Source organism: Duganella fentianensis (genome assembly GCF_009857835.1).
GTDB lineage: Bacteria > Pseudomonadota > Gammaproteobacteria > Burkholderiales > Burkholderiaceae_D > Rugamonas > Rugamonas fentianensis.
Genome location: NZ_WWCL01000003.1, coordinates 158,202 through 180,522, shown reverse-complemented (window position 1 = coordinate 180,522; position 22,321 = coordinate 158,202). Strand labels below are relative to the sequence as shown.

Below are 22,321 nucleotides of genomic sequence, written 5' to 3'. Positions count from 1 at the left end.
CCATCATGTCGATTCAGATTAGCAAGCTAGATTCAAGCCAAGTTGATTTCAAAAAGTCGCTGGATGCCCTGCTGGCATTTGAAGCGAGTACTGATGAAGCCATCGAGCGTGCCGTCGCCGGCATCCTCGCCGATGTGAAAGCGCGCGGCGATGCCGCCGTGCTGGAATACACCAACCGTTTTGACCGCATCCCTGACGGCGGCGCAGCCAGTATGGCTGCCTTCGACATCGGCACGGCCGAACTGCAGGCGGCACTCGCTGCCATTCCTGCTGCCCAGCGCAGCGCACTGGAAACGGCAGCGCAGCGCATCCGCGCCTTCCACGAACGCCAGAAGCAGGAACTGCAAGGCTTCCGTTACACCGAAGCCGATGGCACGGTGCTGGGTCAGGTGATCACGCCGCTGGACCGCGTGGGCATCTACGTGCCGGGCGGTAAAGCTGCCTATCCTTCCTCGGTGCTGATGAATGCGATTCCGGCCCACGTGGCCGGTGTGCAGGAAATCATCATGGTGGTGCCGACGCCGGATGGCGTGAAGAACCAGATGGTGCTGGCCGCTGCGGCGATTGCCGGCGTCACTCGCGTGATTACCATCGGCGGCGCACAGGCTGTCGGTGCACTGGCCTACGGCACGGAGACCATTACCCCGGTCGATAAAATCGTTGGCCCCGGCAATGCCTATGTGGCCGCTGCCAAGCGCCGCGTGTTCGGCATCGTCGGCATCGATATGATTGCCGGTCCTTCCGAAATTCTGATCATCTGCGACGGCACCACCGATCCGGACTGGGTAGCGATGGACCTGTTCTCGCAGGCCGAGCACGACGAACTGGCGCAGTCCATCCTGCTGTGCCCTGACGCCGACTACATCGCCAAGGTGGAAGCGAGCATCAACAAGCTGCTGCCGGCCATGCCACGTGCCGATGTGATCCGCACTTCGCTGACCGATCGCGGTGCGCTGATCAAGGTTGCCGACATGGCCGAAGCCTGCGCCATCGCCAATGCTATCGCGGCAGAACACCTCGAAATCTCGGCCGAAGATCCGCAGCGCTGGGCCGACCAGATCCGCCACGCGGGCGCCATGTTCCTCGGCCGTTATTCGTCCGAGTCGCTGGGCGACTACTGCTGCGGCCCGAATCACGTGCTGCCGACTTCGCGCACGGCGCGCTTCTCGTCGCCACTCGGTGTGTACGACTTCCAGAAGCGTTCCTCGCTGATCCACGTCAGCGAAGTGGGTGCGCAGGCGCTGGGCAAGGTAGCGGCCGAACTGGCCTACGGCGAAGGCCTGCAGGCGCACGCCCGCAGCGCCGAACTGCGTCTGAAATAAGCTGCCCCACCATGACGGCAGCCGGCTGGATCGATCAGGTATTTTGCGAGGATGCGCTAGCAGGGCTGGCGCGCATCCCCGATGGTGCTATCGATCTGATTCTGACCGACCCGCCCTACAATCTGGGCAAGGACTACGGCAACGATTCCGACAGCCAGACGGTGGAAGACTATCTTCGCTGGACCGAGCAGTGGATCGATGCGGCCCTGCCCAAGCTCAAGCCTAACGGCAGCCTGTACATCTTCCTCACGTGGCGTTTCTCGCCCGAGATCTTCGTGCTGCTGAAACAGCGCATGACCATGATGAACGAAATCATCTGGGATAGACGCGTGCCGTCCATGGGCGGCAGCGTGCGCAGCTTCTCGTCGGTGCACGACACGATCGGCTTTTTCGTGCGGCGCAAGGATTACTACTTTGATCTCGATGCCGTGCGTATTCCCTACGATGCCGAGACCAAGAAAGCCCGTTCGCGCTCCATCTTCGTGGGCGCCAAATGGCTGGAAGTGGGCTACAACCCGAAAGACCTGTGGAGCGTGTCGCGCCTGCACCGTGAGCATCCCGAGCGGGCCGACCATCCAACCCAGAAGCCGCTGGAAATCATCGAGCGCATGGTGAAGGCCTCCTGCCCGCCCGAAGGCGTGGTACTCGATCTGTTCATGGGCAGCGGCACCACGGCGATCGCCGCCAAGCGCTGCGGCCGCCACTTCGTCGGCTTTGAACTCAATCCCGATTACTGCGCCATCATCGCCGCCCGGCTGGCACGCGAACAGCAGCTAGCCGATGCCGAACTGGCCGCTAGCACTACCTCTACCGCGCTGCCCGAGCCGGTGGCCGTGCAGGCCGCCGCTGCCAAGAAAAAATCTGCGCCCCGTACGCGCAAACCTGTCGTTAAACGAAGTTCTGCCAACTCATAGCTAAGGAGCCCTTGCAAGATGTCCCCCATCGACACCCTGATCAACACCACTATCCGCTCCGACGTGCGCTCCATCCAGAGCTACCACGTTGCCGATGCCGGTGGCTTTATCAAACTGGATGCGATGGAGAACCCTTACGAGCTCCCTCATGCACTGCGCCAGCAACTGGGCGCGCGGCTGGCCGAAGCCAGCCTGAATCGCTACCCTGTGGCGTCGTATGCCACCCTCAAGCAGCGCGTGCGCGCGACGCTGGGCGTACCGGCCGGCTACGACGTTATGCTGGGTAATGGCTCGGATGAACTGATCTCGATACTGTGCATGGCCTGCGCCCGGCAGGACCGGCGTGCCGTAGTGGTGGCGCCGACGCCATCGTTCGTGATGTACCAGCGCTCGGCCCAGTTTGCCGGCATGGATTATGTGGGCGTGCCGCTCAGGGCCGACCTGACGCTGGACCTGCCCGCCATGCTGGCGGCCATCGCCGAGCACCGCCCTGCGCTGGTGTTCCTGTCCTACCCGAATAACCCGACCGGCAACCTGTTCGGCGCGGATGACATAGTGACCATCATCCGGGCGCTCGATGGTTTCGGTCTGGCCATCGTCGATGAAGCCTACGAGCCGTTCGCCAGCGACACCTTTATGGGCCGCCTGCCGGAATTCGCGAATCTGGTGGTGATGCGCACGGTTTCCAAGCTGGGACTGGCCGGTATCCGCCTCGGCTATATGTCGGCGGCACCGCAACTGCTGGCTGAACTGGACAAAGTGCGGCCTCCTTACAACATCAACGTATTGACCCAGATTGCGGCCGAATTCGCGCTCGAGCATGTGGAGGTGCTGAACCAGCAGGCCAGTGCTTTGCGCGCCGCACGCGCCGATCTGGCAGCCGCTATGGCCGCTCTGCCCGGCGTGGAGGTTTTCCCGTCGGCGGCGAATTTTATCTTGATTCGGGTGCCAAATTCCGATGATGCCTACGCGAAACTGCTGTCTCGCAAGGTATTAATTAAAAATGTGAGTAAAATGCACGGTGTGCTGACCAATTGTTTGCGTATCACGGTCAGTACGCCGGAAGAAAATCGTGCCTTCCTCGATGCCTTTGCTGCATCGCTGTCGGCCTGAAGTTATCGACATCGCTATCGCGAGCCTTTCATGAACCGCACCGCAGAAATTATCCGCAACACCAACGAGACGCAAGTCCGCGTTTCGCTCAATCTTGATGGTACCGGCAAGCAGAAACTGAATACCGGCGTACCCTTCCTCGATCATATGCTGGACCAGATCGCCCGCCACGGCCTGATCGATCTGGAAGTGGAAGCTACCGGCGATATCCATATCGATAATCACCACACGGTGGAAGACGTCGGCATCACGCTGGGCATGGCAGTAGCCAAGGCCATCGGCGACCGCAAGGGCATCGTCCGCTACGGCCATTCCTATGTGCCGCTGGATGAAGCGCTGTCGCGCGTGGTGCTCGATTACTCGGGCCGTCCCGGCATCGAATACCATATTCCGTTCACCCGCGCGATGATCGGCACCTTTGATGTCGATCTGACGCTGGAATTCTTCCGCGGCTTCGTCAATCACGCCGGCGTGACCCTGCACATCGATAATCTGCGTGGCACCAATGCGCACCACCAGTGCGAAACCGTGTTCAAGGCCTTCGGCCGCGCACTGCGCATGGCATCGGAACTCGATCCGCGTGCTGCCGGCACCATCCCATCGACCAAGGGCAGCCTGTAACAGCTCAATCAACATGAATAAAATCGTAGTAGTGGATTACGGCATGGGCAATCTGCGCTCGGTCGCCCAGGCTTTGCGCGCAGTAGCGCCGGAAGCCGATGTGGTGATTTCGGGCGAGGTGGCCGACATTGAAAGTGCCGACCGTATCGTCCTGCCCGGCCAGGGCGCCATGCCGGACTGTATGCGCAGCCTGCGCGAATCCGGTGTGCAGGATGCCTTGCTGGCAGCCTCGCGCAGCAAGCCGCTGATGGGCGTATGCATCGGCGAGCAGATGCTGTTCGAGCGTAGCGAAGAAGGCCATGCTGCCGGTCTGGGCCTGCTGCCCGGCGAGGTGGTACGCTTCCAGCTCGATGGCATGCTGCAGGAAGACGGTTCGCGCTTCAAAGTGCCGCAGATGGGCTGGAATCAGGTGCAGCAGAGCGCCGCCCACCCGATGTGGCAGGAGATTCCCGACAATAGCTATTTCTATTTCGTGCATAGCTATTTTGCCCGTCCCAGTGTGGCCGAACACACCGTGGGCGTGACCGTGTACGGTGCGCCGTTCAGCTGCGCCGTGGCACGTGATAATATTTTTGCGACCCAGTTCCACCCCGAGAAGAGTGCAGCCGCGGGTCTGCAGCTGTACAAGAATTTCGTCCACTGGAATCCCTGATTCCGGCCCAGTGCAAACTTTAACGTTCACCAATTTACAGTTCACTTTACTGATCAAATCATCATGCTGCTCATTCCTGCCATCGACCTGAAAGACGGTCACTGCGTACGCCTGAAACAGGGCGATATGGAACTTGCTACCGTATTCTCCGAAGAACCTGCTGCCATGGCGCTGCACTGGCTCAAGCAGGGTGCACGCCGTTTGCATCTGGTCGATCTGAACGGCGCCTTTGCCGGCAAGCCGAAGAACGAAGCGGCCATCAAGTCCATCCTCAAAGTGGTGCAGGAATACGCCGAAGAGAACGATCTCGACGAAATCCCTGTGCAGCTGGGCGGCGGTATCCGTGATCTGGACACCATCGAACGCTACCTCGATGCCGGCATCAGCTACGTCATCATCGGTACGGCGGCCGTGAAAGAACCGGGCTTCCTGCATGACGCCTGCGGCGCCTTCCCCGGCCATATCATCGTCGGCCTCGATGCCAAGGACGGCAAGGTAGCAACCGATGGCTGGAGCAAAATGTCCGGTCACGAAGTCATCGATCTGGCCAAGAAGTTCGAAGCCTATGGCGTGGAATCTATCATCTACACCGACATCGGCCGTGACGGCATGATGGGCGGCGTGAACATCGAAGCGACCGTCAAGCTGGCCCAGGCGGTGAAGATTCCGGTGATCGCTTCCGGTGGTCTGCATAACATCGCCGACGTGGAAGCCCTGTGCGCGGTGCAGGACGAAGGTATCGAAGGCGTGATCTGCGGCCGTTCGATTTACGAAGGCACCATCGATCTGGCCACGGCCCAGGTGCGTGCCGATGAACTGAGCGGCGATCTGGTCGACGACGAAGCCGAATAAACCTATGCTCGCTAAACGCATCATTCCCTGCCTCGACGTGACCGATGGCCGCGTCGTCAAAGGCGTCAATTTCACCGAGCTGCGCGATGCCGGCGATCCGGTGGAAATCGCCCGCCGTTACGACGAACAGGGCGCCGACGAACTGACCTTCCTCGACATTACCGCCACCAGCGATAACCGTGGCCTGATCCTGCACATCATCGAAGCCGTGGCTTCGCAAGTGTTCATTCCCCTCACCGTGGGTGGCGGGGTGCGCGAAGTGGCCGATGTGCGCCGTCTGCTCAACGCCGGCGCGGACAAGGTCAGCATGAATTCGTCTGCCGTGGCCAATCCGCAGCTGGTGTACGACGCCGCGCACAAGCACGGTTCGCAGTGCATCGTGGTGGCGATCGACGCCAAGCAGGTGGCACCGGGCAAGTGGGAAGTGTTTACCCACGGCGGCCGCAAGGCGACCGGCCTCGATGCCATCGAATGGGCCAAGAAAATGGAACAGCTGGGCGCGGGCGAAATCCTGCTGACCAGTATGGACCGCGACGGTACCAAGTCCGGCTTCGATCTGGGCCTGACGCGCGGTGTATCGGATGCCATCAGCATTCCCGTGATCGCTTCGGGCGGCGTGGGCGGCCTGCAGGATCTGGCCGACGGCATCAAGCTGGGCAAGGCCGATGCCGTGCTGGCTGCCAGTATCTTCCACTATGGCCAGCACACGGTGCAGGAAGCCAAACAGTTCATGGCGCAGCAGGGTATCCCTATGCGTCTGGCATAGGGAATTAAAGGAAACACGATGTCTACGCCTACTGCTAGCAGCCTCGCCAAGGCTAAATGGCTGAAAAAAATCCACTGGGACGAGCATGGTCTGGTGCCCGTGATCGCCCAGGAAGCGGGCAGCAACGATGTGCTGATGTTCGCCTGGATGAATCGCGAAGCACTGGCACGCACGGTGGAACTGGGCGAAGCCGTGTACTGGAGCCGTTCGCGCAAGAAGCTGTGGCACAAGGGCGAAGAGTCCGGCCACGTGCAGAAAGTGCTGGAAATCCGCCTCGACTGCGATGAAGACGTGGTGCTGCTGAAAATCGAGCAGGCCGGCGGCATCGCCTGCCATACGGGCCGCCACTCGTGCTTCTACCAGAAGTTCGAAGGCGATGCGCTGGAAGGCGACTGGCAGACGGCCGAGCCGGTGCTGAAAGATCCGGCAGAAATCTATGCGGCCGAGCAGGCCGCCAAACCGAAAAAGACCACCCCATGAGCACCATACTAGACCGTCTGGCCGAGATTATCGAATCGCGCAAGCCGGCGCAGGGCGGCGACCCCGCTACTTCCTACACGGCCAAACTGCTGGCCAAGGGCGACGACGCCATCCTCAAAAAAATCGGTGAAGAAGCCACCGAAACGGTAATGGCCGCCAAAGATGTGCGCGCTGGCGCCGATAGCGGTAAAGTGCTGTACGAGGTAGCTGATCTGTGGTTCCACACGCTGGTACTGCTGGCCCAGTTCGACCTCAAGCCGCAGCAGGTGCTGGATGAACTGGCGCGGCGCGAAGGCGTGTCCGGTCTGGCGGAAAAAGCGGCACGCAAGGAATAAACCTGTCTAACCGGAGCTGTTGTGGATAACTGCCTGTTTTGCAAAATCGCTGAAAAAAAGATTCCTGCTACCATAGTCTATGAAGATGATGAGTTGCAGGCCTTCAAAGACATCAACCCGGCTGCCCCGGTGCATCTGCTGGTGATTCCGAAGAAGCATTACGCTACCCTCTCGGCCTGTACGGCGGAGGATGCGCCACTGCTGGGCCGCATGCTGGCACTGGCGCCGAAACTGGCGGCGGAGTTCGGTTGCGGCGTGCAGCACGCAGCAGACGGCACGCCTAGCGCCGGCTACAAGACGCTGATTAACAGTGGTCCTGATGGCGGGCAGGAGGTGTACCATCTGCACATGCACATCATCGGCGGGCCGCATCCGTGGCGCGGCCAGCGCTAGGCGCAGAGCGGGCCGGAAGCGCGTCTTTGTTCATAGTTGCTTGTATGAAAACATTACAAATGCATGACATTGGCGCTTCGCTTATACTGTCGCAGGCGTTTTTTGAATCAACGGTTTTTTAGGGCGTGCGCGTCCTGCAAGGGGAATAGAAATGGGTACAGGTAGCTGGTTGCACTGGGCAATTCTGCTGGTGGTCGTAATTCTGATCTTCGGCACCAAGAAGCTCGGTAATGTGGGTTCCGATCTGGGTAAAGCCGTGAAAGGCTTCAAGGACGGTATCAAGGGCGAGGAAGACAAGTCGGCTGCTCCAGCCGCTGCACCCTCTGCCGCTCCGGCGCAGGTGGCCGACAAGAGCACCATCGACGTCGAAGCCAAGGAAAAGAGCAAGCAGTAAGCACCGGCCTGCGGGCTGGCTTCCGGTGTGCCGGAGGCTGGCTCATGGCCTGCTCTGATGCCGGATATTTATGATCGATCTTGGTCTGACCAAACTCGCGGTAATCGGTGTGGTGGCGCTGGTCGTCATCGGACCGGAAAAGCTGCCCAAGGTGGCGCGTATGGCGGGTACGCTGTATGGCCGTGCCCAGCGCTATCTGAGCGAAGTCAAATCGGAAGTCTCGCGCGAAATCGAGATGGAAGAGCTGCGCAATATGCAGAAAGAAGTGCAGACGGCAGCACAGAATATCAAGCAGGACGTGGAAGCCTCGCTGGCGGAAAGCGTGGCCGAAGTACAGAATATGTGGCCGGACTCGGTCGCCGAGACGCGCATCATCAGCGCCACCGACGAGGACCTGAAGCGCAAGGCGCGCGAGTTCCGTCGCAAGAAGCTGGTGCGCAATGCCGCAGTGCCGGGCTGGTACAAGCAGATGCACGGCGGGCGCCAGCATGTGGTGTCCGGCGCGGCGCGGGTGGCACGCTTCCGTCCCCGCAATCACACCCCTACATCGTTTTACTAAATGACTACTTCCAAGCCGGGCGAAGAGACCTTTATCTCTCACCTGATCGAACTGCGCGACCGTCTGGTGCGTGCCACCATCGGTGTGGTGGTGATGTGCGTCGGTCTGCTGATCTGGCCAGGTCCGGCCCGCATTTACGACATTCTGGCCGCGCCCATGATCGCTTCGCTGCCGGTGGGCTCGAAGATGATCGCCACGGGGGTGACCTCGCCGTTTCTGGTGCCGATGAAGGTGACGCTGGTGCTGGCCTTGGTAATGGCCCTGCCGTGGGTGCTGTACCAGATCTGGGCGTTTGTCGCGCCGGGTTTGTATGCGCATGAAAAGCGGCTGGTGGCACCACTGGTGATTTCGTCTTCGGCGCTGTTCATGGCGGGGGTGGCGTTCTGCTACTTCTTCGTGTTTGGCCGCGTATTCAAATTCATTGCCGAGTTCTCGCCGCAGTCGATTGCCGTTACGCCCGATATCGAAAACTATCTCGATTTCGTCATGTCCATGTGTCTGGCGTTTGGCGCGACCTTCGAAGTGCCGGTGGTGGTGGTGATCCTGGTGCGTATGGGACTGGTCAGCGTGGCCAAGCTGAAAGAGATCCGTCCATATGCCATCGTCGGCGCCTTCGCGGTTGCCGCCGTGGTGACGCCGCCGGATGCGGTGAGTATGTTCTCGCTGGCCATTCCGATGTGTCTGCTGTTCGAACTGGGCATACTGGTTGCGCCGTTGTTCGTGCGCATGTCGACGGCGCCGGAAGAGAAAGCCTAAGTTCTCGCTAGCAGAGTCGCAACGCCGCACAAGGTGACGGCGTTGATCAGCAGCGAGCTGCCGACCAGCCAGAAAAGTACCTTGGAATGCTGTTCGAGGCGTTCGGTCCGTGCGCTAAGCACTTCCAGTTGGCCATTGATTTCCTGCCGCAGCGCATGCAGTTGTTCATGCATTTCGTTGCGCAGGGCCTCCATTTCTCTGCGTATCGCATTTACCTCGTTACGCAGGTTATCTATCTGACTACGCAGGTCGGCCACCTCATTGCGCAGGCCATCTACTTCGCCACGCAGACCATTGATCTGACCTTGCAGGTCTTTATGCAGCGCGCCTAGCATCGCCAGCATTTCGCCACGCAAAGTCGCGATCTCCGCCCGCATTTCGGCGCGTAAAGTTGCGATCTCCGCACGCATTTCAGCACGTAACGCGGCGATCTCCGCCTGCATTTCAGCGCGTAACGCGGCGATCTCCGCTTGCATTTCAGCACGTAAGGCTGCAATCTGTGTCTGCATTTCGGTGCGTAGCGCACCAAACTGGGCCAGCATTTCATTGCGCAAGATGTCGATGCGCGCCAGCAGATCGGTTTTGAGCAGGAGCAGGTCGGCGGGCGTGACAGTGGCGTCGTGCAGCACCTCGGCTAGCGCCTGAGCTTGCGCCTCGGCCTGATCGGGCGGCACGCCGGCGTCACCCAGCTTGCGCGCATATTCCAGCGTATTGAAATGGATGGGCATATTCATCACCGCTCCCTGATCGCATGCTAGCAGAACTGGCCATACCGGCTGCCAGTTCCCCATCGTATCGAATCAGGGGCGGTAGTGTTTGCCGGCACGCAAGCGTGCCGCACCCAGCCGCAGGCTTACTGGTTCATCAGCCCTTTGATGACGCGTACGGGCGCGCTGCCGTAGCTGAGGAACTGCTCGTGGAAGTCTTTCAGGTTGAACTTGCTGCCGAGCGCCTGCTTGCGCTGCTCGCGCAGTTCCATGATTTCGCTGTAGCCGCTGAAGTAGCTGGTCAGCTGCACCGACGAGACCTGCACGCGATGCCATTTTTCCACCGCTTCGCTACGGGTCTGGAAAGCCTGACGGGTCAGCAGGTCCAGCGCCTGCTGTTCCGTCATGCCCAGCACGTGCACGCTGTAATCGAGGATGGTGTTGGTCACGCTGCGCAGGTTCCACTTCGAATACATCAGCCACATTTCCGGCGAATTGTCGCCATAGCCCGATTCCAGCATCATGCGCTCGCCGTACACCGCCCAGCCTTCCACCATGGCGCCATTGCCGAAGATGGATTTGACGATGGATGGCGAACGGTTGGCATATACCAGCTGGGCGTAATGGCCGGGGATGGCTTCGTGGATATTCAGGATCTGCAGTATCCAGTAGTTGTACTCGCGCAGGCTGCTTTCGGCCTGTTCTGCCGTGGCGCCGTCCAGCGGAGTGACGTTGTAATAGGTCTTGTCCTGCGGGCGATACGGGCCAGGCGCATCGATGCTGGCACCGGCTACACCGGCCGCATAGGCGGGCGTGGCGCGCACTTCCAGCGGCTTGCTCGGGTCGAGCGTCAGCAGATCATGGCTAATCACCCAGTCCTGCAGCAGCGGCACCTGACGGCGGATTTCCTTCACAAAGTCTTCGCGCGCGACATGGCGCTCGGACAGCTTGTCTATCATCATGCCGATGCGGCCATAGCGGTCAGCCGGACGCGGTGTCGCGCCCAGATAGCGTTCCCACAGTTCATCCGTAATCCGGCTCATATTCGACAGCAGCTCTTCCCGTGCTGCCAGCGCCTTCTGGTAAGTTTCCTCGGCGGTGCTGGCCGACTGGATATCGAAGGCAAACTTCTGTTCGTACAGTTCCTTACCCAGACGGAAGCTGCGGCGACCCGCGTTATCAGACTGCTTATCCAGCTCGGTCAGGAAAGCCACATAGCCATCGATGGCCGTCAGCGCCGCATTGATGCGCTGGGTGTACAGCTGCTTTTCCACCGGCGTGAGGATGGAGGCCTGGGCCGCCTTGTCCACTTCCGTCAGCAGGGTCTGGATGCCGGGCGCCTGTGCGATGGCCAGACGCGTATGCTCGCGTGTGGGGTTGACGATGTTGGCACGCGCCGCTTCGTAATAGGCTGGAATGCTGGCGATACGCTTGAGCAGGGTGCGCAGGCGCTGCGGCTGGGCTGCATATTCCGTGTTGAGGATCAGGTCGATAGGGCCGGCCACGTTGTAGCTGGCCGGATTCCATTCCCATTCCTTGAGGGTGGTGAGGCGGAAGCGGTCGCTCTCGAGCTTGTTCATCAGCAGGGCCAGATCCGTGCGCTGCTTGAGCGCCAGCTTGCTGGCTTCGACGGCGGCGAACTTCATCTTCCATTCATCGATGAAGGCCAGCGCGCGCGCCTGCCCGGCCTTGTCGGGGATGGCCAGCGTTGCGGCCGTATCGTACTTGCCCGCATACACGGCGCTTTCCGAATCCAGACGCCAGAGCGCGTTAAGGAACTGGTTGCTCAGGCTGTTGAAGTTGCGGTCACGGTAGCTTTCCGGCGCCACCAGTTTCAGCGTCGCCGGCGTGGCAACGGCGGCACCTGCTACCAGCGCCTTGCCGGTGCTGGCGTGTTTATCCTTGCCGTGTTTGCTGCTCTTGCTACTTTTGCTGCCGCCGTCCTTGCTGCTCCTGGATTTGCTACTTTTGCTGCCGCTCTTGCTGCTACTTTTGGTGCTGCTTTTTTCGCTGCCTTTGCTGCTATGGCTGCTTTTACCGGAGCTCTTGTGGTGCTTGCCACTGCTGCTGGTTTCTTCCGTATCCTTGTGGTGCTTGCTGGCGCTGGCCGGTGCGACGGCGAGCGTCGTCATCAATACAGCTAGCGCAATCTTGGTTTTAATCATCGTGAACAGCCTTGTCTAAATAGGCCCGGGTGGGTACCGGACCGAAGCGGTGGAGATTATCATTAAATCGCCTGTTTGCGCGCTTCCGTTTGTAACGGCAGCGCTACTTGATTGCTGCGGGTAGATTAGCGGCGCAAGCCTTCCTGCAGCATGGCCAGCATTTCGCTGGCGGACATGCGGCCCGACACATCGGCGCCTTCCAGCAGGCTATCGGCCAGATCGCGCTTATGCTGGTGCAGTTCGACGATGCCTTCCTCGATGGTATGGCGCGCCACCAGCCGGTAAATGGTGACAGGGCGCTGCTGGCCCATGCGGTGGGCACGGTCCGAGGCCTGATCTTCCACGGCCGGATTCCACCACGGGTCCATGTGGATCACGTAGTCGGCCGCCGTCAGGTTGATGCCCACGCCACCCGCCTTTAAGCTGATCAGGAAAACTTCGCCCTGACCCGACTGGAACAGATCGACGCGCTTCTTGCGCTCGGCCATGGGCGTGGCTCCATCCAGATACTGGTAGGCGATGTTCTGCTGGTCCAGATGGGCGCGGATCAGGGCCAGATGGTCGACAAACTGGCTGAACACCAGCACCTTGTGGCGGTTTTCCAGTAAGCCCAGCAGCAGACGCGAGAAGGCGGCCAGCTTGCTGCTGGCCAGCCCCAGTTCCGGTGCCACCAGTTGCGGGTTGCAGCAGGCGCGCCGCAGCTTCATGATTTCGGCCAGTATCTGCATGGATTTCTTCTCGGCCGGTCCTTCTACCTGTTCCAGCTTTTCCAGCGCAGCACGGCGCAGCGATTCGTATAGCGTGGCTTCTTCCGGTGACAGATCGACTTCCAGCGTGATCTCCGTGCGGGCCGGCAGTTCGCTGAGTACCTGCGCCTTGGTCCGGCGCAGCATGAACGGCTGGATCAGACGGCGCAGACGTTTGCGCGCGCCCACTTCGGCGCGGTGGTCCTGCTGGCGTTCGATCGGTCCGGCAAAGCGCAGATTAAACTGGTCCAGATTGCCGAGCAGGCCGGGATTGATGAAGCGGAACAGATTCCACAACTCGCCCAGATGGTTTTCCAGCGGCGTGCCGGTGGCCACCATGCGGAAATCGCCTTTCAATGCCATCACGGCTTGCGAGCGCTTGGTGGCGCCGTTCTTGATGGCCTGCGCTTCATCGAGCACGATGGTGTGCCACTGCACGCCAGTGAAGCGGGCCGCTTCCAGTTGCAGCAGGCCGTAGCTGGTGACCACCACATCGTAGGGCTGTAACTGGCCCAGCATGGCGGCACGGTCACCAATGCCGAACTGGTGGACCTTGAGCGTGGGCGCAAAGCGGGCTGCTTCGCTGATCCAGTTCAGGCAGACGCTGGTTGGCGCGACTACTAATGTCGGCCCCTGCGGCGCGCGTGACAGGATCAGCGCCAGTGCCTGCAGCGTTTTGCCCAAGCCCATATCGTCGGCCAGACAGGCGCCCACGCCCCAGTGGGCCAGCCGCGCCAGCCAGTTGTAGCCTTCCAGCTGGTAGTCGCGCAGTTCTGCCTGCAGGGTGGACGGCAGTTGCGGCTGGAACGCGGCCTGTGCCGCCATCTGTTCCAGATGCTGCTTCCAGCGCTTGTCCGACTTCAGCGTGCCCACTTCGCTGGCCAGTTCTTCCAGCGAGAAGGCGGCCAGCGGGTGCAGGCGTACGCCATCGCCCTGCAGTTCGCCGTAGGCCGCCACTTGCTGCAGGCGGCGGTGCAGCGCATCGGTCAGCGCCAGATAGCGGCCTGCCGACAGTTCGACAAAGCGGCTCTGGCTATTGCGCATCAGTTCCAGCAGGGTTTTCAGATCGATCACCTGATCTTCCGCCACCTGCAGTTCACCGCTGGCAGCAAACCAGTCCTTGTTGCTCTTGATGGCGAGGCGTAGCTGGCGCGTGCTGGCTTGCGCCGTCAACGCGAATGGCTGGCCGTCCGGCCATGCCAGTACCAGTGTGTCGGCCGGTAGTTCCTGCAGTTCAGCCAGCAGTTGCAGACACAGGGCCGGCTGACCAAGCAGCCATTCATCGTGATCCTGCTCGGCTTCACCCAGCACGGGGCAGCGTTCGATCAGCTGGCGCTCGGCTTCCTTTTCATCGGCCAGTGCACGCGTGGCGCGGGCCGGTTTGCCATCGATTTCCGCGATCACATTGGCGGCACCGGCACCGGGCGCGTAGTAGGCGCCATTGGCCAGAGGCCGCACCAGTATCTGCAGCTTGAGGCCGTGCTGGTAGGGCAGCAGGTGCAGGTGCAAGCGGGTGTCGGCTGGCACTTGCAGCATGTCGGGTGCGGCGCCACCGATTTCCGACTGCACCGTGACCATGCTGGACATGGCGCTGATGGCTTCCAGCACCTGCGCCTCGGCGCGTGCCGGCACCACCAGCCCGGTGCCGACGATGGCCGCGATGCGGCGATGTTCGTCGAGGATGCTGATCACGCACAGGCGGTTAGGCGTTTCGCGGCTGATGATGACCAGCGCGCTATCGTCGGGTATCGGCGGCTGCAGCCGCAGCTCCAGGCTGCCAGCCTGCTTGGTGATCAGCAGTTCCGGTGCTCCGGCCAGCAGTTCTACCCGCGTGTCCGGCGCGTCGGCCCAGAACAGCAGCGGGTGGCCCACCAGCAGCGGTGCGGCGCGCTGCGGATCGACTTCGTAACTGAGGCCGCTGGCGTGGTAGTTGCGGTGGGCGACCGAGATGGCTTCCGCTGCGCGCATGTCCTGCGGCGTCAGGTACTCGAACTGTTCGGACTCGAAGCGCAGCCGTTTCAGGCTGACGGCGCGGCCCTTGCTCCATGCACCGCGCGCATCGCGCTTCTGTTCGACGGCGCTGATTTCATGCAGGCCGTAGCGGTTGTCATAGCGCAGCAGCCATGCCAGCCTTGCCGCGCCACTGCCGCTGTCCGCGCTAGCCGGTTGCTGCAGATTGATCAGCGCAGTGAGCTGGCGCTGCCATGCTTCCTGCCGCTCGAACCAGATAGAGAGATCACACAGCCCCAATTGCGCACGCAGCGCCTGCGCCTGCTGTTGACGGGTGCGGTCGCCCAGTGCACCAAGCAGGCTGGCGAGCTGACCGGCCAGCAGCAGATAGCCTGCCGCTTCCGCTGCGGCCAGTGCATCTTCCATTTCGGCGCGCCGTTCGGCCAGTTGCGGTAGCGAGAGCCAGAAATACAGCAGGCACTGGAACACCTGCGTCTGTAGCTGGTTGCCCCATGCCAGCGTGGCGGCCGCTTCTGCCGCTAGCGTGCCAGCGCGGATCTGGCGCAGCAGATCGATCTGCTGGTGTATCGCGCTGTCGTGGTTATGCCCTGCGCGTACGGCCAGTTCCAGATAGGCGCCCGCAGCCTTGCGGTGCTTGGCGTCGTCGCTGCGCAGCAGGGCCAGCATGTACAGATAGCTGCCTATGCCGCTGAACAAACGCGTGCGTTTGCCCGTTTCGCGCCGCAGGATTTTCAGTGCCGCTTCGTAGCCGCTTAGTGCCGCGCTGGTGTCGCCGCGCAGCAGCCGTACGCTGGCCGCCAGATACTGGCTCTCCCAGCCTTCCGTACCGGCCAGATAGCGCTCGGCTTCGTCGCAGCGGCTGCACAGGATGGCGTCTTCGGCCAGCGCCATGCGTAGTTCGGCGCTGATGTCGTCACCTGCGGCCTGCTGATTTTGCTGGTGCTGCTGGCAGTACAGCCGGATAGTGGGTGCGGTAGCGATCGCATACTGGGCGGCCTGCAGCAGCACCACCAGCACATCGTCGCGCAGCAGCGGGTGGACTTGTGCCAGCATCTCCGCTTCGAACGGGCGGCCGAAGATTTCCAGTATGGGGTGTAGCTGCGCCGCTTCGTAGCTGCCCAGACAAAAGGTCAGCAGGGGCTGGATCTGCTGCGGTGTGTGGCCGCGCAGATAGCCCATGCGCAGGCGGGCGATGCCGGCGCGGTAGCTGCGCGGCTCCATGCTGTTCCAGGTCTGGCGCAGCGGTGCCAGCGTTTCGTAGGCGCGGCACAGATCATCCAGCATGTGCTGGGTTATGGCGGCGCGCAGCGCGGGCCAGCGCAGCTTCGGGTTGCAGACAAAGCCGCGTCCCACCACTACGCTGATGAAGGCCAGCCGCTCCAGCCTTTGCATGGCCTGATCCAGACTGGCCACGGTGAGCGGACGGCGCGCCGCATCGAGTACCCGCGCCGAATCCAGCTGGTCGAGCAAGGCAGTGCGGCCTACCGGTTCGCCTATCAGCGCCAGTTGCGCCAGTATCATCTGCTCGTGCGGTGCCAGTGCAGAAAATTCATCCAGCAGCATGGAGTCACTCATGCAGGCTTAGTCCGGCAGGTTATCGATCTGCACGGGCGCGCTGGCCGTGGCATCGTGCAGGCCGAACATGCGCTGGTAGAAGTACAGTTCCGCTTCCAGCGTGCGGATGATGGTATCGGCTTTGCGGAAGCCGTGGCCTTCGCCTTCCAGCGCTACATAGGCCACCGGTACGCCGCGCGCCTTGAGCGCCTGCACCATCATTTCCGACTGCTTGGGTGGCACTACCTTGTCATCCTGCCCCTGGAAGAAAATCATCGGGCAGGACAGCTTATCCGTGTGATGGATGGGCGAGCGCGCCTTGTACAGTTCCGCAGCGGCGGGCTGTGGTGCGATCAGGTATTCGTTGTAGTGCGATTCGAATTTGTGCGAATCCGCATCGAGGCCGGCCAGATCGGACACGCCGTAGTAGCTGGCGCCCAGCTTGAAGGTGTCGTGGAAGGTCAGCGCGCACAGCGTGGTCAGCCCGCCCGCGCTGCTGCCACGGATGATCAGGCGCTGTTCGTCGGCCAGTCCGCGTGCTACCAGCGCCTGGGCACCGGCCACGCAGTCTTCCACATCGATGATGCCCCACTGGCCTTTGAGCAGGTCGCGGTAGGCGCGGCCAAAGCCCGTGCTGCCGCCATAGTTCACATCGAGCACGCCGAAGCCTCGGCTGGTCCAGTACTGGGTGGCCAGCTTCAGGGTATTCACCGTCATGCCGGTGGGGCCGCCGTGGCCGATGACGATCACGGGCGGCTTGCTGCCTGCCGGCGCCTGCACGGCCGGATTGCATGGCGGGTAGAAGAAGGCATGCGCCGTGCGCCCGTTAGCGCTCGGGTAGCTGATGCTGGTGGGGATGGACAGGCAGGCCTCTTCTGGCAAATCGCCGATGGACTGCGCCAGAATTTCCACCCCTTCCTCGGTGAAGTCGATGCGCGCCAGTTCCAGCGGGATGGTGGGGCTGCCGGCCAGCATGGCGATATAGCCCGGTGCCACGCGCAGCTCGCGGATTTCCGCATACGGGTTGGCGATGGCTTCCAGCTTGCCACTGGCAGGCAGCAGGCGCGCCAGATGGCTGACGCCCTGGGCTATATAGGTGCAGATGATTTCGCTGGCCGAGCGGAAGCCATACATGCTGTTACCGAAGGTCCAGTGCGGGGTGGCGAATTCGGCCTCCATCGGGCACAGGCCCTCGGTGCGCTGGCCATCGCGGCACAGGCGGTACAGATTCCACCAGCCGCTGCGGTCGGAGACGAAGTGCAGCAGGCCGTCCGGCGACCACTCGGGCTGGCAGACCGATTCTTCGCGGCTGCCCGCAATCCGGCGCGGCTCACCCAGCGTGCCGTCTGCAGCTATGGCGGCCAGCCACAGGGTGGTGCCCTGCCATGGCATGTCGGGGTGATCCCAGCTTAGCCAGGCCAGCGCGCTGCCGTCAGGCGCCACGCGGGGCGAAGAATAGAAGTCGGCACCCTGCACCAGCACCTGTTCGCTGCCGTCGGGGTTGATGGCGCAGAGAGTGTTCTGTGGCTGGCCGTGGTCGTCGCCATGCAGTTCGCGCACAGCGATCAGGCGGGCGCGCTGACGGTCTATTGCCAGATCGGCAAAGCGCTGGCTGCCGGCGGCCGTAATCACTTGCGGTTCCGGCACATCTGCTGTCAGATCAAGTCGGTATAGGCGGTTATCGGCGAAATGGGAGAAATAGACGGCGTCGCCATCGACGGCATAGGCGCCGCCGCCATATTCGTGCACGCGGCTGCGCACGTTGTAGGGCATGGGCGTGACTTCTTCCTCGTGCACGCCGTGGTAGCGCAGCAGGGCGCTGCGCCCCGCCTGCGCTGCCCGTCCCGCCAGCCAGAAAATATCGCAGCCATCCGCCCCGCCCAGCATCAGTCCCGAGAGCGGCGTCGCCCCTGCCGCCACCTGTGCGGCGCTGATGGTCGATGGCCATGCGCCGAATGGTATGACAGGCGCGACGGGGAGGATAGTGTTGCTCATGGGGGCTCCGGGAGGGGGAATTGCACAGTGCTAGGCATGATAGTGAATCGCGCGACGATCATCCAGCAAAAAAGCCCGCGCGGGATGTCATAATAGCCGTTTCACCGCTTTCGATTGCTACCCATGCCACAATTTGCCCCGCTCCAGAATGACAACTTCTTGCGCGCGTTGTTGCGCCAGCCGACCGATTACACGCCTGTGTGGCTGATGCGTCAGGCGGGGCGCTACCTGCCTGAATACCGCGCCACGCGCCAGAAAGCCGGCTCCTTCATGGGCCTGGCCACCAATTCCGACTACGCCACGGAAGTGACGCTGCAGCCTATCGACCGCTATCCGCTCGATGCTGCCATCCTGTTCTCCGATATTCTGACGGTGCCGGATGCCATGGGTCTGGGCCTGTACTTCGTCGAAGGCGAAGGACCGAAGTTCCAGCGTCCGCTGAAAACCGAAGCCGATGTGATGGCCCTGCGCGAACCGGCCGAAGGCTCGCTCGACTACGTGTTCAAGGCCGTGACCCAGATCCGTACGGAACTCAATGGCCGCGTGCCGCTGATCGGCTTCTCCGGCAGCCCGTGGACGCTGGCTTGCTATATGGTAGAAGGTCAGGGTTCGCGCGAGTTCCACACCATCAAGAAGATGCTGTACAACCGTCCGGAACTGATGCACCACATCCTGCGCATCAACGCCAAGTCGGTGGCCGATTACCTGAATGCCCAGATCGACGCGGGTGCACAGGCCGTGATGATCTTCGATTCGTGGGGCGGTGCGCTGGCCGATGGCGCCTATCAGGAATTCTCGCTGCAGTACATGCAGCAGGTGGTGTCGCAGCTGAAGCGCGAAAAAGACGGCGTGAAGATTCCGGCCATCGTGTTCACCAAGGGCGGCGGCCTGTGGATCGAGCAGATCGCCGACATCGGCGCCGATGCCGTCGGTCTGGACTGGACCGTCAATCTGACCAAGGCACGCCAGCAGGTGGGCGACAAGGTGGCTCTGCAGGGTAATCTGGACCCGGCCATCCTGCTGGCCAGCCCGGAGCAGGTGCAGGCCGAAGTGCGCAAGGTGCTGGATGCCTACGGCAAGCCGTCGGCCGGCCACGGCCACGTATTCAATCTGGGCCACGGCATTTCCCAGTTCACCGCGCCGGAAAATGTGGCGGCCATGGTGGAAACTGTCCACAGCTACAGCAAAGCCCAGCGCGCCTAAGGTAGTTTGCTAACAGAGGGCACGTTTCGTGAGGAAACGTGCCCTTTTTCATTGGTGTATAGAAGAAATCTGTAGCGACTTATACACATTTTTTTCTGCTGTGGAAATATCCAGCACTGTATAACTTTCCACAGCGGCCAGGTTGCTAAGTGACTGATTTTAAATGGATAAATTTATTTGCCGATAATTAACTTTTGGCAAGTCGTAAACCCGGAAACGGAAATTCAACTGGTTTATTTGTTCATTGTCCACAAAGTTATCCACAAAAACTGTGGATAAAAAATAAAAGTACTTAGTAAACCGTGACTTAGCCATAATGTTGTGGTTTTTCCTGAAGTTCATGTTGCATTGCACGATTTTTAGGCAGTGATACGATGACTTTGAGGAAGTTGTGAGAGCACAAACCTTGTCGTTGAGGCATGTGTAGAATTCGCCGGCAACGCGGCCTTATGCTGCTGTGCAGTATTGCCTCACCCTGTGCAAAAAGTGCTTGATTTCGGCAAAAAATTTTTTCTAAATACTGCACTTATGCACAGCAGGGAGGTCACAGCGATGATTTTTTCTCTCCTAGGAAGCATTTTGTAAGTGCTTGATTTTAAATAGGAATAATTGTGAATTTTTAGCCAGTTTACGGGGCATCAAGCTTGTCTGTGCACGTTTCTGGGGATTAAGATTCCTTTGTCCACAAAGTTATCCACAAAAACTGTGGATACATCAAATAGTTGAAGTGGTGTGGGTCTGGCGAGGCTCCCGAACCGCGGCGACGCTACTGTAACGGGAGCTATGTCTGGTCTTTTAAACCATTGCATCTTGCAGATCGTGCTCGATACGCCGCTGCATGCCGTGTTCGATTACCGCTGGCCCTGCGCAGCGGCAGAACGGCCACAGGTCGGACAACTGGCCCTCGTGCCGTTTGGCCGGCGCGAAGTGGCGGGCCTGATCGTGGGCGTGGCAGACAGTAGCGATGTGCCTGAAGACAAGCTCAAGGATGCGCTGGCTGTGCGCAGCCAGCTCAGCCCCCTGTCGCCCCAGTGGCTGGCGCTGGCTGGCTTTGCGGCCGACTATTATCAGCGCCCGCTCGGTGAAGTGGCGCTGCCCGGCCTGCCCAAGAATACCCGTCTGCCCACCACCGTGGCACTTGATCGTGCTCTGAAGAAACTCGCCAAGCTCGATACCGCGCATGACGGCACGCCGCTCAATGTGCCGGCGCTGAATCCGGCCCAGCAGCAGGCGGCCGACGCCATAGGCGGCGCACAGGGTTATTTGCCGACCTTGCTGCACGGGGTCACGGGCAGCGGCAAGACGGAAGTCTATCTGCAAGCCTGCGCCCAAGTGCTGGCACGCGAGCCGGACGGCCAGATTCTGATACTGGTGCCGGAAATTAATCTGACGCCCCAGCTGGAAGGCAATATCCGCGCGCGCTTCCCCGGCGTGATGCTGGCCACCCTGCACAGCAGCCTGTCCGAAGGCGAACGTATGCTGCACTGGCTGGCTGCCCATCAGGGCCGCGCCCGCATCGTGCTGGGTACCCGGCTGGCCATCCTCGCGTCGCTGCCGGCACTCAAGCTGATCGTCATCGACGAAGAGCATGACCCGTCCTACAAGCAGCAGGAAGGCTTGCGTTATTCGGCACGCGATCTGGCCGTGTGGCGCGCGCGCCAGCTCGATATTCCCATCGTGCTCGGTTCCGCCACGCCTTCGCTGGAAAGCTGGCAGCATGCCCAGTCGGGTCGCTACCGTTTGCTGACGCTGCGCGAGCGCGCTGTGCAGAATGCCGTGCTACCCCGCATCAGCCTGCTCGATATGGAGCGCGACAAGCCGCAGGATGGCCTGACCTCGGCGCTGGTGGCGGCGCTGCGCCTGCGCATGGAGCGCGGCGAACAGTCGCTGCTGTTCCTCAACCGGCGCGGCTACGCACCCGTGATCTGCTGCGAAGCCTGCGGCTGGATCAGCAACTGCCACCGCTGCACGGCCTACATGGTGCTGCACCGTCCCGAGCACCGGCTGCGCTGCCACCATTGCAGCCTCGAGATGCGCATTCCCCGCCACTGCCCCGATTGCGGCAATGTCGACCTGCAGCCGCTGGGACGCGGCACCCAGCGGGTAGAAGAAGGCTTGCAGCAACTGTTCCCTGACGCGCGCATTCTGCGCATCGATGCCGATTCGACCCGGCGCAAGGGCAGCGCGCAGGCGGCGTTCGATAGTGTGCACAGAGGCGAAGTGGATATCCTGATCGGTACCCAGATGGTGGCCAAAGGCCATGATTTCAAAAACCTCACGCTGGTCGGCATCCTCAACCCCGACACGGCGCTGTTCTCGCAGGACTATCGCGCCAGCGAACGCCTGTTTGCCCAGCTGATGCAGGTGGCCGGACGGGCCGGACGGGCGGGCCAGAGCGCGGGCGGCAGCGTCAGCGAAGTGCTGATCCAGACCCGTTATCCCCAGCATCCGCTATATGGCTCGGTGGTGCGGCATGACTACGATAATTTCGCCACGGCTCTGCTGGAAGAACGCCAGCAGGCTGCCTTGCCGCCCTTCCTGTATCAGGCGCTGCTGCGCGCGGAGGCGCCGGAGCTGGCCACGGCTGTCGAATTCCTGACGCAGGCGCGCGATCTGCTGGCCCACCCCGACGTCACGCTGCACGACCCCATCCCCATGAGCATGACGCGGGTGCACAATGTCGATCGTGCCCAGCTGCTGCTGGAAGCGGCCTCGCGCCCGCTGCTGCAAGCCTTCCTCAAGGAGTGGCTACACCTGCTGCGCACGGTGAAAACCCGCGTCAAGTGGTCGCTCGAAGTCGATCCGGTGGATATCTGAGCCGGT

General features: G+C 61.4%; 19 protein-coding genes. 15 read left to right on the top strand and 4 right to left on the bottom strand.

All coding sequences use genetic code 11. From position 1 onward, the window contains the following. The first annotated feature begins 5 nt into the window (after positions 1 to 5). The 13 genes from hisD (at position 6) to tatC (ending at position 9,157) form a co-directional block, all read left to right on the top strand. Positions 6 to 1,322, top strand: coding sequence for a histidinol dehydrogenase (hisD, locus tag GTP23_RS13855; protein ID WP_161035724.1), 1,317 nt, complete (start codon positions 6 to 8; stop codon positions 1,320 to 1,322). 11 nt (positions 1,323 to 1,333) lie between these two features. Then, on the top strand, positions 1,334 to 2,236 hold the full coding sequence (locus GTP23_RS13850) for a DNA-methyltransferase (protein ID WP_229256107.1): 903 nt from the start codon (positions 1,334 to 1,336) through the stop codon (positions 2,234 to 2,236). 18 nt (positions 2,237 to 2,254) lie between these two features. Next, complete coding sequence (gene hisC, locus GTP23_RS13845) at positions 2,255 to 3,349, top strand: histidinol-phosphate transaminase (RefSeq protein WP_161035723.1); 1,095 nt, start codon at positions 2,255 to 2,257, stop codon at positions 3,347 to 3,349. A gap of 30 nt (positions 3,350 to 3,379) precedes the next feature. Next, positions 3,380 to 3,970, top strand: coding sequence for an imidazoleglycerol-phosphate dehydratase HisB (gene hisB / locus GTP23_RS13840; RefSeq protein WP_161035722.1), 591 nt, complete (start codon positions 3,380 to 3,382; stop codon positions 3,968 to 3,970). A gap of 13 nt (positions 3,971 to 3,983) precedes the next feature. Further along, the gene (gene hisH / locus GTP23_RS13835; protein ID WP_161035721.1) at positions 3,984 to 4,622 is read left to right on the top strand and encodes an imidazole glycerol phosphate synthase subunit HisH; all 639 of its coding nucleotides are present in this window, start codon (positions 3,984 to 3,986) and stop codon (positions 4,620 to 4,622) included. A gap of 63 nt (positions 4,623 to 4,685) precedes the next feature. Continuing rightward, on the top strand, positions 4,686 to 5,474 hold the full coding sequence (gene hisA, locus GTP23_RS13830; protein ID WP_155435745.1) for a 1-(5-phosphoribosyl)-5-[(5-phosphoribosylamino)methylideneamino]imidazole-4-carboxamide isomerase: 789 nt from the start codon (positions 4,686 to 4,688) through the stop codon (positions 5,472 to 5,474). Positions 5,475 to 5,478: 4 nt separating this feature from the next. Further along, a complete protein-coding gene (gene hisF / locus GTP23_RS13825) occupies positions 5,479 to 6,240 on the top strand; it encodes an imidazole glycerol phosphate synthase subunit HisF (RefSeq protein WP_155435746.1) in 762 nt (253 codons plus the stop codon). A gap of 18 nt (positions 6,241 to 6,258) precedes the next feature. After that, complete coding sequence (gene hisI / locus GTP23_RS13820) at positions 6,259 to 6,720, top strand: phosphoribosyl-AMP cyclohydrolase (RefSeq protein WP_161035720.1); 462 nt, start codon at positions 6,259 to 6,261, stop codon at positions 6,718 to 6,720. Further along, positions 6,717 to 7,055 carry a phosphoribosyl-ATP diphosphatase gene (locus GTP23_RS13815; protein WP_155435748.1) on the top strand — a complete coding sequence of 113 codons (339 nt, stop codon included), beginning with the start codon at positions 6,717 to 6,719 and terminating at the stop codon, positions 7,053 to 7,055. The genes hisI and GTP23_RS13815 overlap by 4 nt, the downstream gene beginning before the upstream one ends. A 21-nt stretch (positions 7,056 to 7,076) precedes the next feature. Beyond that, positions 7,077 to 7,448, top strand: a complete 372-nt coding sequence (locus GTP23_RS13810; RefSeq protein WP_161035719.1) for a histidine triad nucleotide-binding protein — start codon at positions 7,077 to 7,079, stop codon at positions 7,446 to 7,448. Positions 7,449 to 7,599: 151 nt separating this feature from the next. Then, entirely contained in the window at positions 7,600 to 7,842 is a 243-nt protein-coding gene (gene tatA / locus GTP23_RS13805; protein ID WP_161035718.1) for a Sec-independent protein translocase subunit TatA, read from the top strand. A gap of 70 nt (positions 7,843 to 7,912) precedes the next feature. Continuing rightward, on the top strand, positions 7,913 to 8,401 hold the full coding sequence (gene tatB, locus GTP23_RS13800) for a Sec-independent protein translocase protein TatB (RefSeq protein ID WP_155435750.1): 489 nt from the start codon (positions 7,913 to 7,915) through the stop codon (positions 8,399 to 8,401). After that, a complete protein-coding gene (gene tatC, locus GTP23_RS13795; RefSeq protein WP_155435751.1) occupies positions 8,402 to 9,157 on the top strand; it encodes a twin-arginine translocase subunit TatC in 756 nt (251 codons plus the stop codon). Here the strand turns inward: tatC and GTP23_RS13790 are convergent. From GTP23_RS13790 to GTP23_RS13775, 4 genes are all read right to left on the bottom strand, one after another. Further along, positions 9,154 to 9,891, bottom strand: a complete 738-nt coding sequence (locus GTP23_RS13790) for a coiled-coil domain-containing protein (RefSeq protein ID WP_161035717.1) — start codon at positions 9,889 to 9,891, stop codon at positions 9,154 to 9,156. The two genes, tatC and GTP23_RS13790, sit on opposite strands and share 4 nt — an antisense overlap. A gap of 119 nt (positions 9,892 to 10,010) precedes the next feature. Beyond that, complete coding sequence (locus tag GTP23_RS13785; RefSeq protein ID WP_229256106.1) at positions 10,011 to 11,996, bottom strand: DUF885 domain-containing protein; 1,986 nt, start codon at positions 11,994 to 11,996, stop codon at positions 10,011 to 10,013. Positions 11,997 to 12,154: 158 nt separating this feature from the next. Beyond that, positions 12,155 to 16,321, bottom strand: a complete 4,167-nt coding sequence (locus tag GTP23_RS13780; RefSeq protein WP_161035715.1) for a DEAD/DEAH box helicase — start codon at positions 16,319 to 16,321, stop codon at positions 12,155 to 12,157. Between the two features lie 6 nt (positions 16,322 to 16,327). Continuing rightward, a complete protein-coding gene (locus GTP23_RS13775) occupies positions 16,328 to 18,295 on the bottom strand; it encodes a S9 family peptidase (RefSeq protein WP_161035714.1) in 1,968 nt (655 codons plus the stop codon). A 123-nt stretch (positions 18,296 to 18,418) separates the two neighbouring features. Here GTP23_RS13775 and hemE point away from each other — a divergent pair, with 123 nt between their 5' ends. Both hemE and GTP23_RS13765 read left to right on the top strand, forming a co-directional pair. Then, on the top strand, positions 18,419 to 19,498 hold the full coding sequence (gene hemE / locus GTP23_RS13770) for a uroporphyrinogen decarboxylase (RefSeq protein WP_155435755.1): 1,080 nt from the start codon (positions 18,419 to 18,421) through the stop codon (positions 19,496 to 19,498). Positions 19,499 to 20,281: 783 nt separating this feature from the next. Then, the gene (locus GTP23_RS13765; RefSeq protein ID WP_161035713.1) at positions 20,282 to 22,315 is read left to right on the top strand and encodes a primosomal protein N'; all 2,034 of its coding nucleotides are present in this window, start codon (positions 20,282 to 20,284) and stop codon (positions 22,313 to 22,315) included. Positions 22,316 to 22,321: the final 6 nt, after the last annotated feature.

Excerpts from the sequence above, each read along its gene's own strand:
- tatB (WP_155435750.1), top strand. The coding sequence starts at position 7,913 with ATGATCGATCTTGGTCTGACCAAACTCGCGGTAATCGGTGTGGTGGCG.
- hisA (WP_155435745.1), top strand. The coding sequence starts at position 4,686 with ATGCTGCTCATTCCTGCCATCGACCTGAAAGACGGTCACTGCGTACGC.
- hisH (WP_161035721.1), top strand. The coding sequence starts at position 3,984 with ATGAATAAAATCGTAGTAGTGGATTACGGCATGGGCAATCTGCGCTCG.
- GTP23_RS13775 (WP_161035714.1), bottom strand. The coding sequence starts at position 18,295 with ATGAGCAACACTATCCTCCCCGTCGCGCCTGTCATACCATTCGGCGCA.
- hisF (WP_155435746.1), top strand. The coding sequence starts at position 5,479 with ATGCTCGCTAAACGCATCATTCCCTGCCTCGACGTGACCGATGGCCGC.
- tatC (WP_155435751.1), top strand. The coding sequence starts at position 8,402 with ATGACTACTTCCAAGCCGGGCGAAGAGACCTTTATCTCTCACCTGATC.
- GTP23_RS13790 (WP_161035717.1), bottom strand. The coding sequence starts at position 9,891 with ATGAATATGCCCATCCATTTCAATACGCTGGAATATGCGCGCAAGCTG.
- GTP23_RS13785 (WP_229256106.1), bottom strand. The coding sequence starts at position 11,996 with ATGACGACGCTCGCCGTCGCACCGGCCAGCGCCAGCAAGCACCACAAG.
- tatA (WP_161035718.1), top strand. The coding sequence starts at position 7,600 with ATGGGTACAGGTAGCTGGTTGCACTGGGCAATTCTGCTGGTGGTCGTA.
- GTP23_RS13815 (WP_155435748.1), top strand. The coding sequence starts at position 6,717 with ATGAGCACCATACTAGACCGTCTGGCCGAGATTATCGAATCGCGCAAG.
- GTP23_RS13765 (WP_161035713.1), top strand. The coding sequence starts at position 20,282 with ATGTCTGGTCTTTTAAACCATTGCATCTTGCAGATCGTGCTCGATACG.
- hisB (WP_161035722.1), top strand. The coding sequence starts at position 3,380 with ATGAACCGCACCGCAGAAATTATCCGCAACACCAACGAGACGCAAGTC.
- hisI (WP_161035720.1), top strand. The coding sequence starts at position 6,259 with ATGTCTACGCCTACTGCTAGCAGCCTCGCCAAGGCTAAATGGCTGAAA.
- GTP23_RS13780 (WP_161035715.1), bottom strand. The coding sequence starts at position 16,321 with ATGAGTGACTCCATGCTGCTGGATGAATTTTCTGCACTGGCACCGCAC.
- GTP23_RS13850 (WP_229256107.1), top strand. The coding sequence starts at position 1,334 with ATGACGGCAGCCGGCTGGATCGATCAGGTATTTTGCGAGGATGCGCTA.
- hemE (WP_155435755.1), top strand. The coding sequence starts at position 18,419 with ATGCCACAATTTGCCCCGCTCCAGAATGACAACTTCTTGCGCGCGTTG.
- hisD (WP_161035724.1), top strand. The coding sequence starts at position 6 with ATGTCGATTCAGATTAGCAAGCTAGATTCAAGCCAAGTTGATTTCAAA.
- hisC (WP_161035723.1), top strand. The coding sequence starts at position 2,255 with ATGTCCCCCATCGACACCCTGATCAACACCACTATCCGCTCCGACGTG.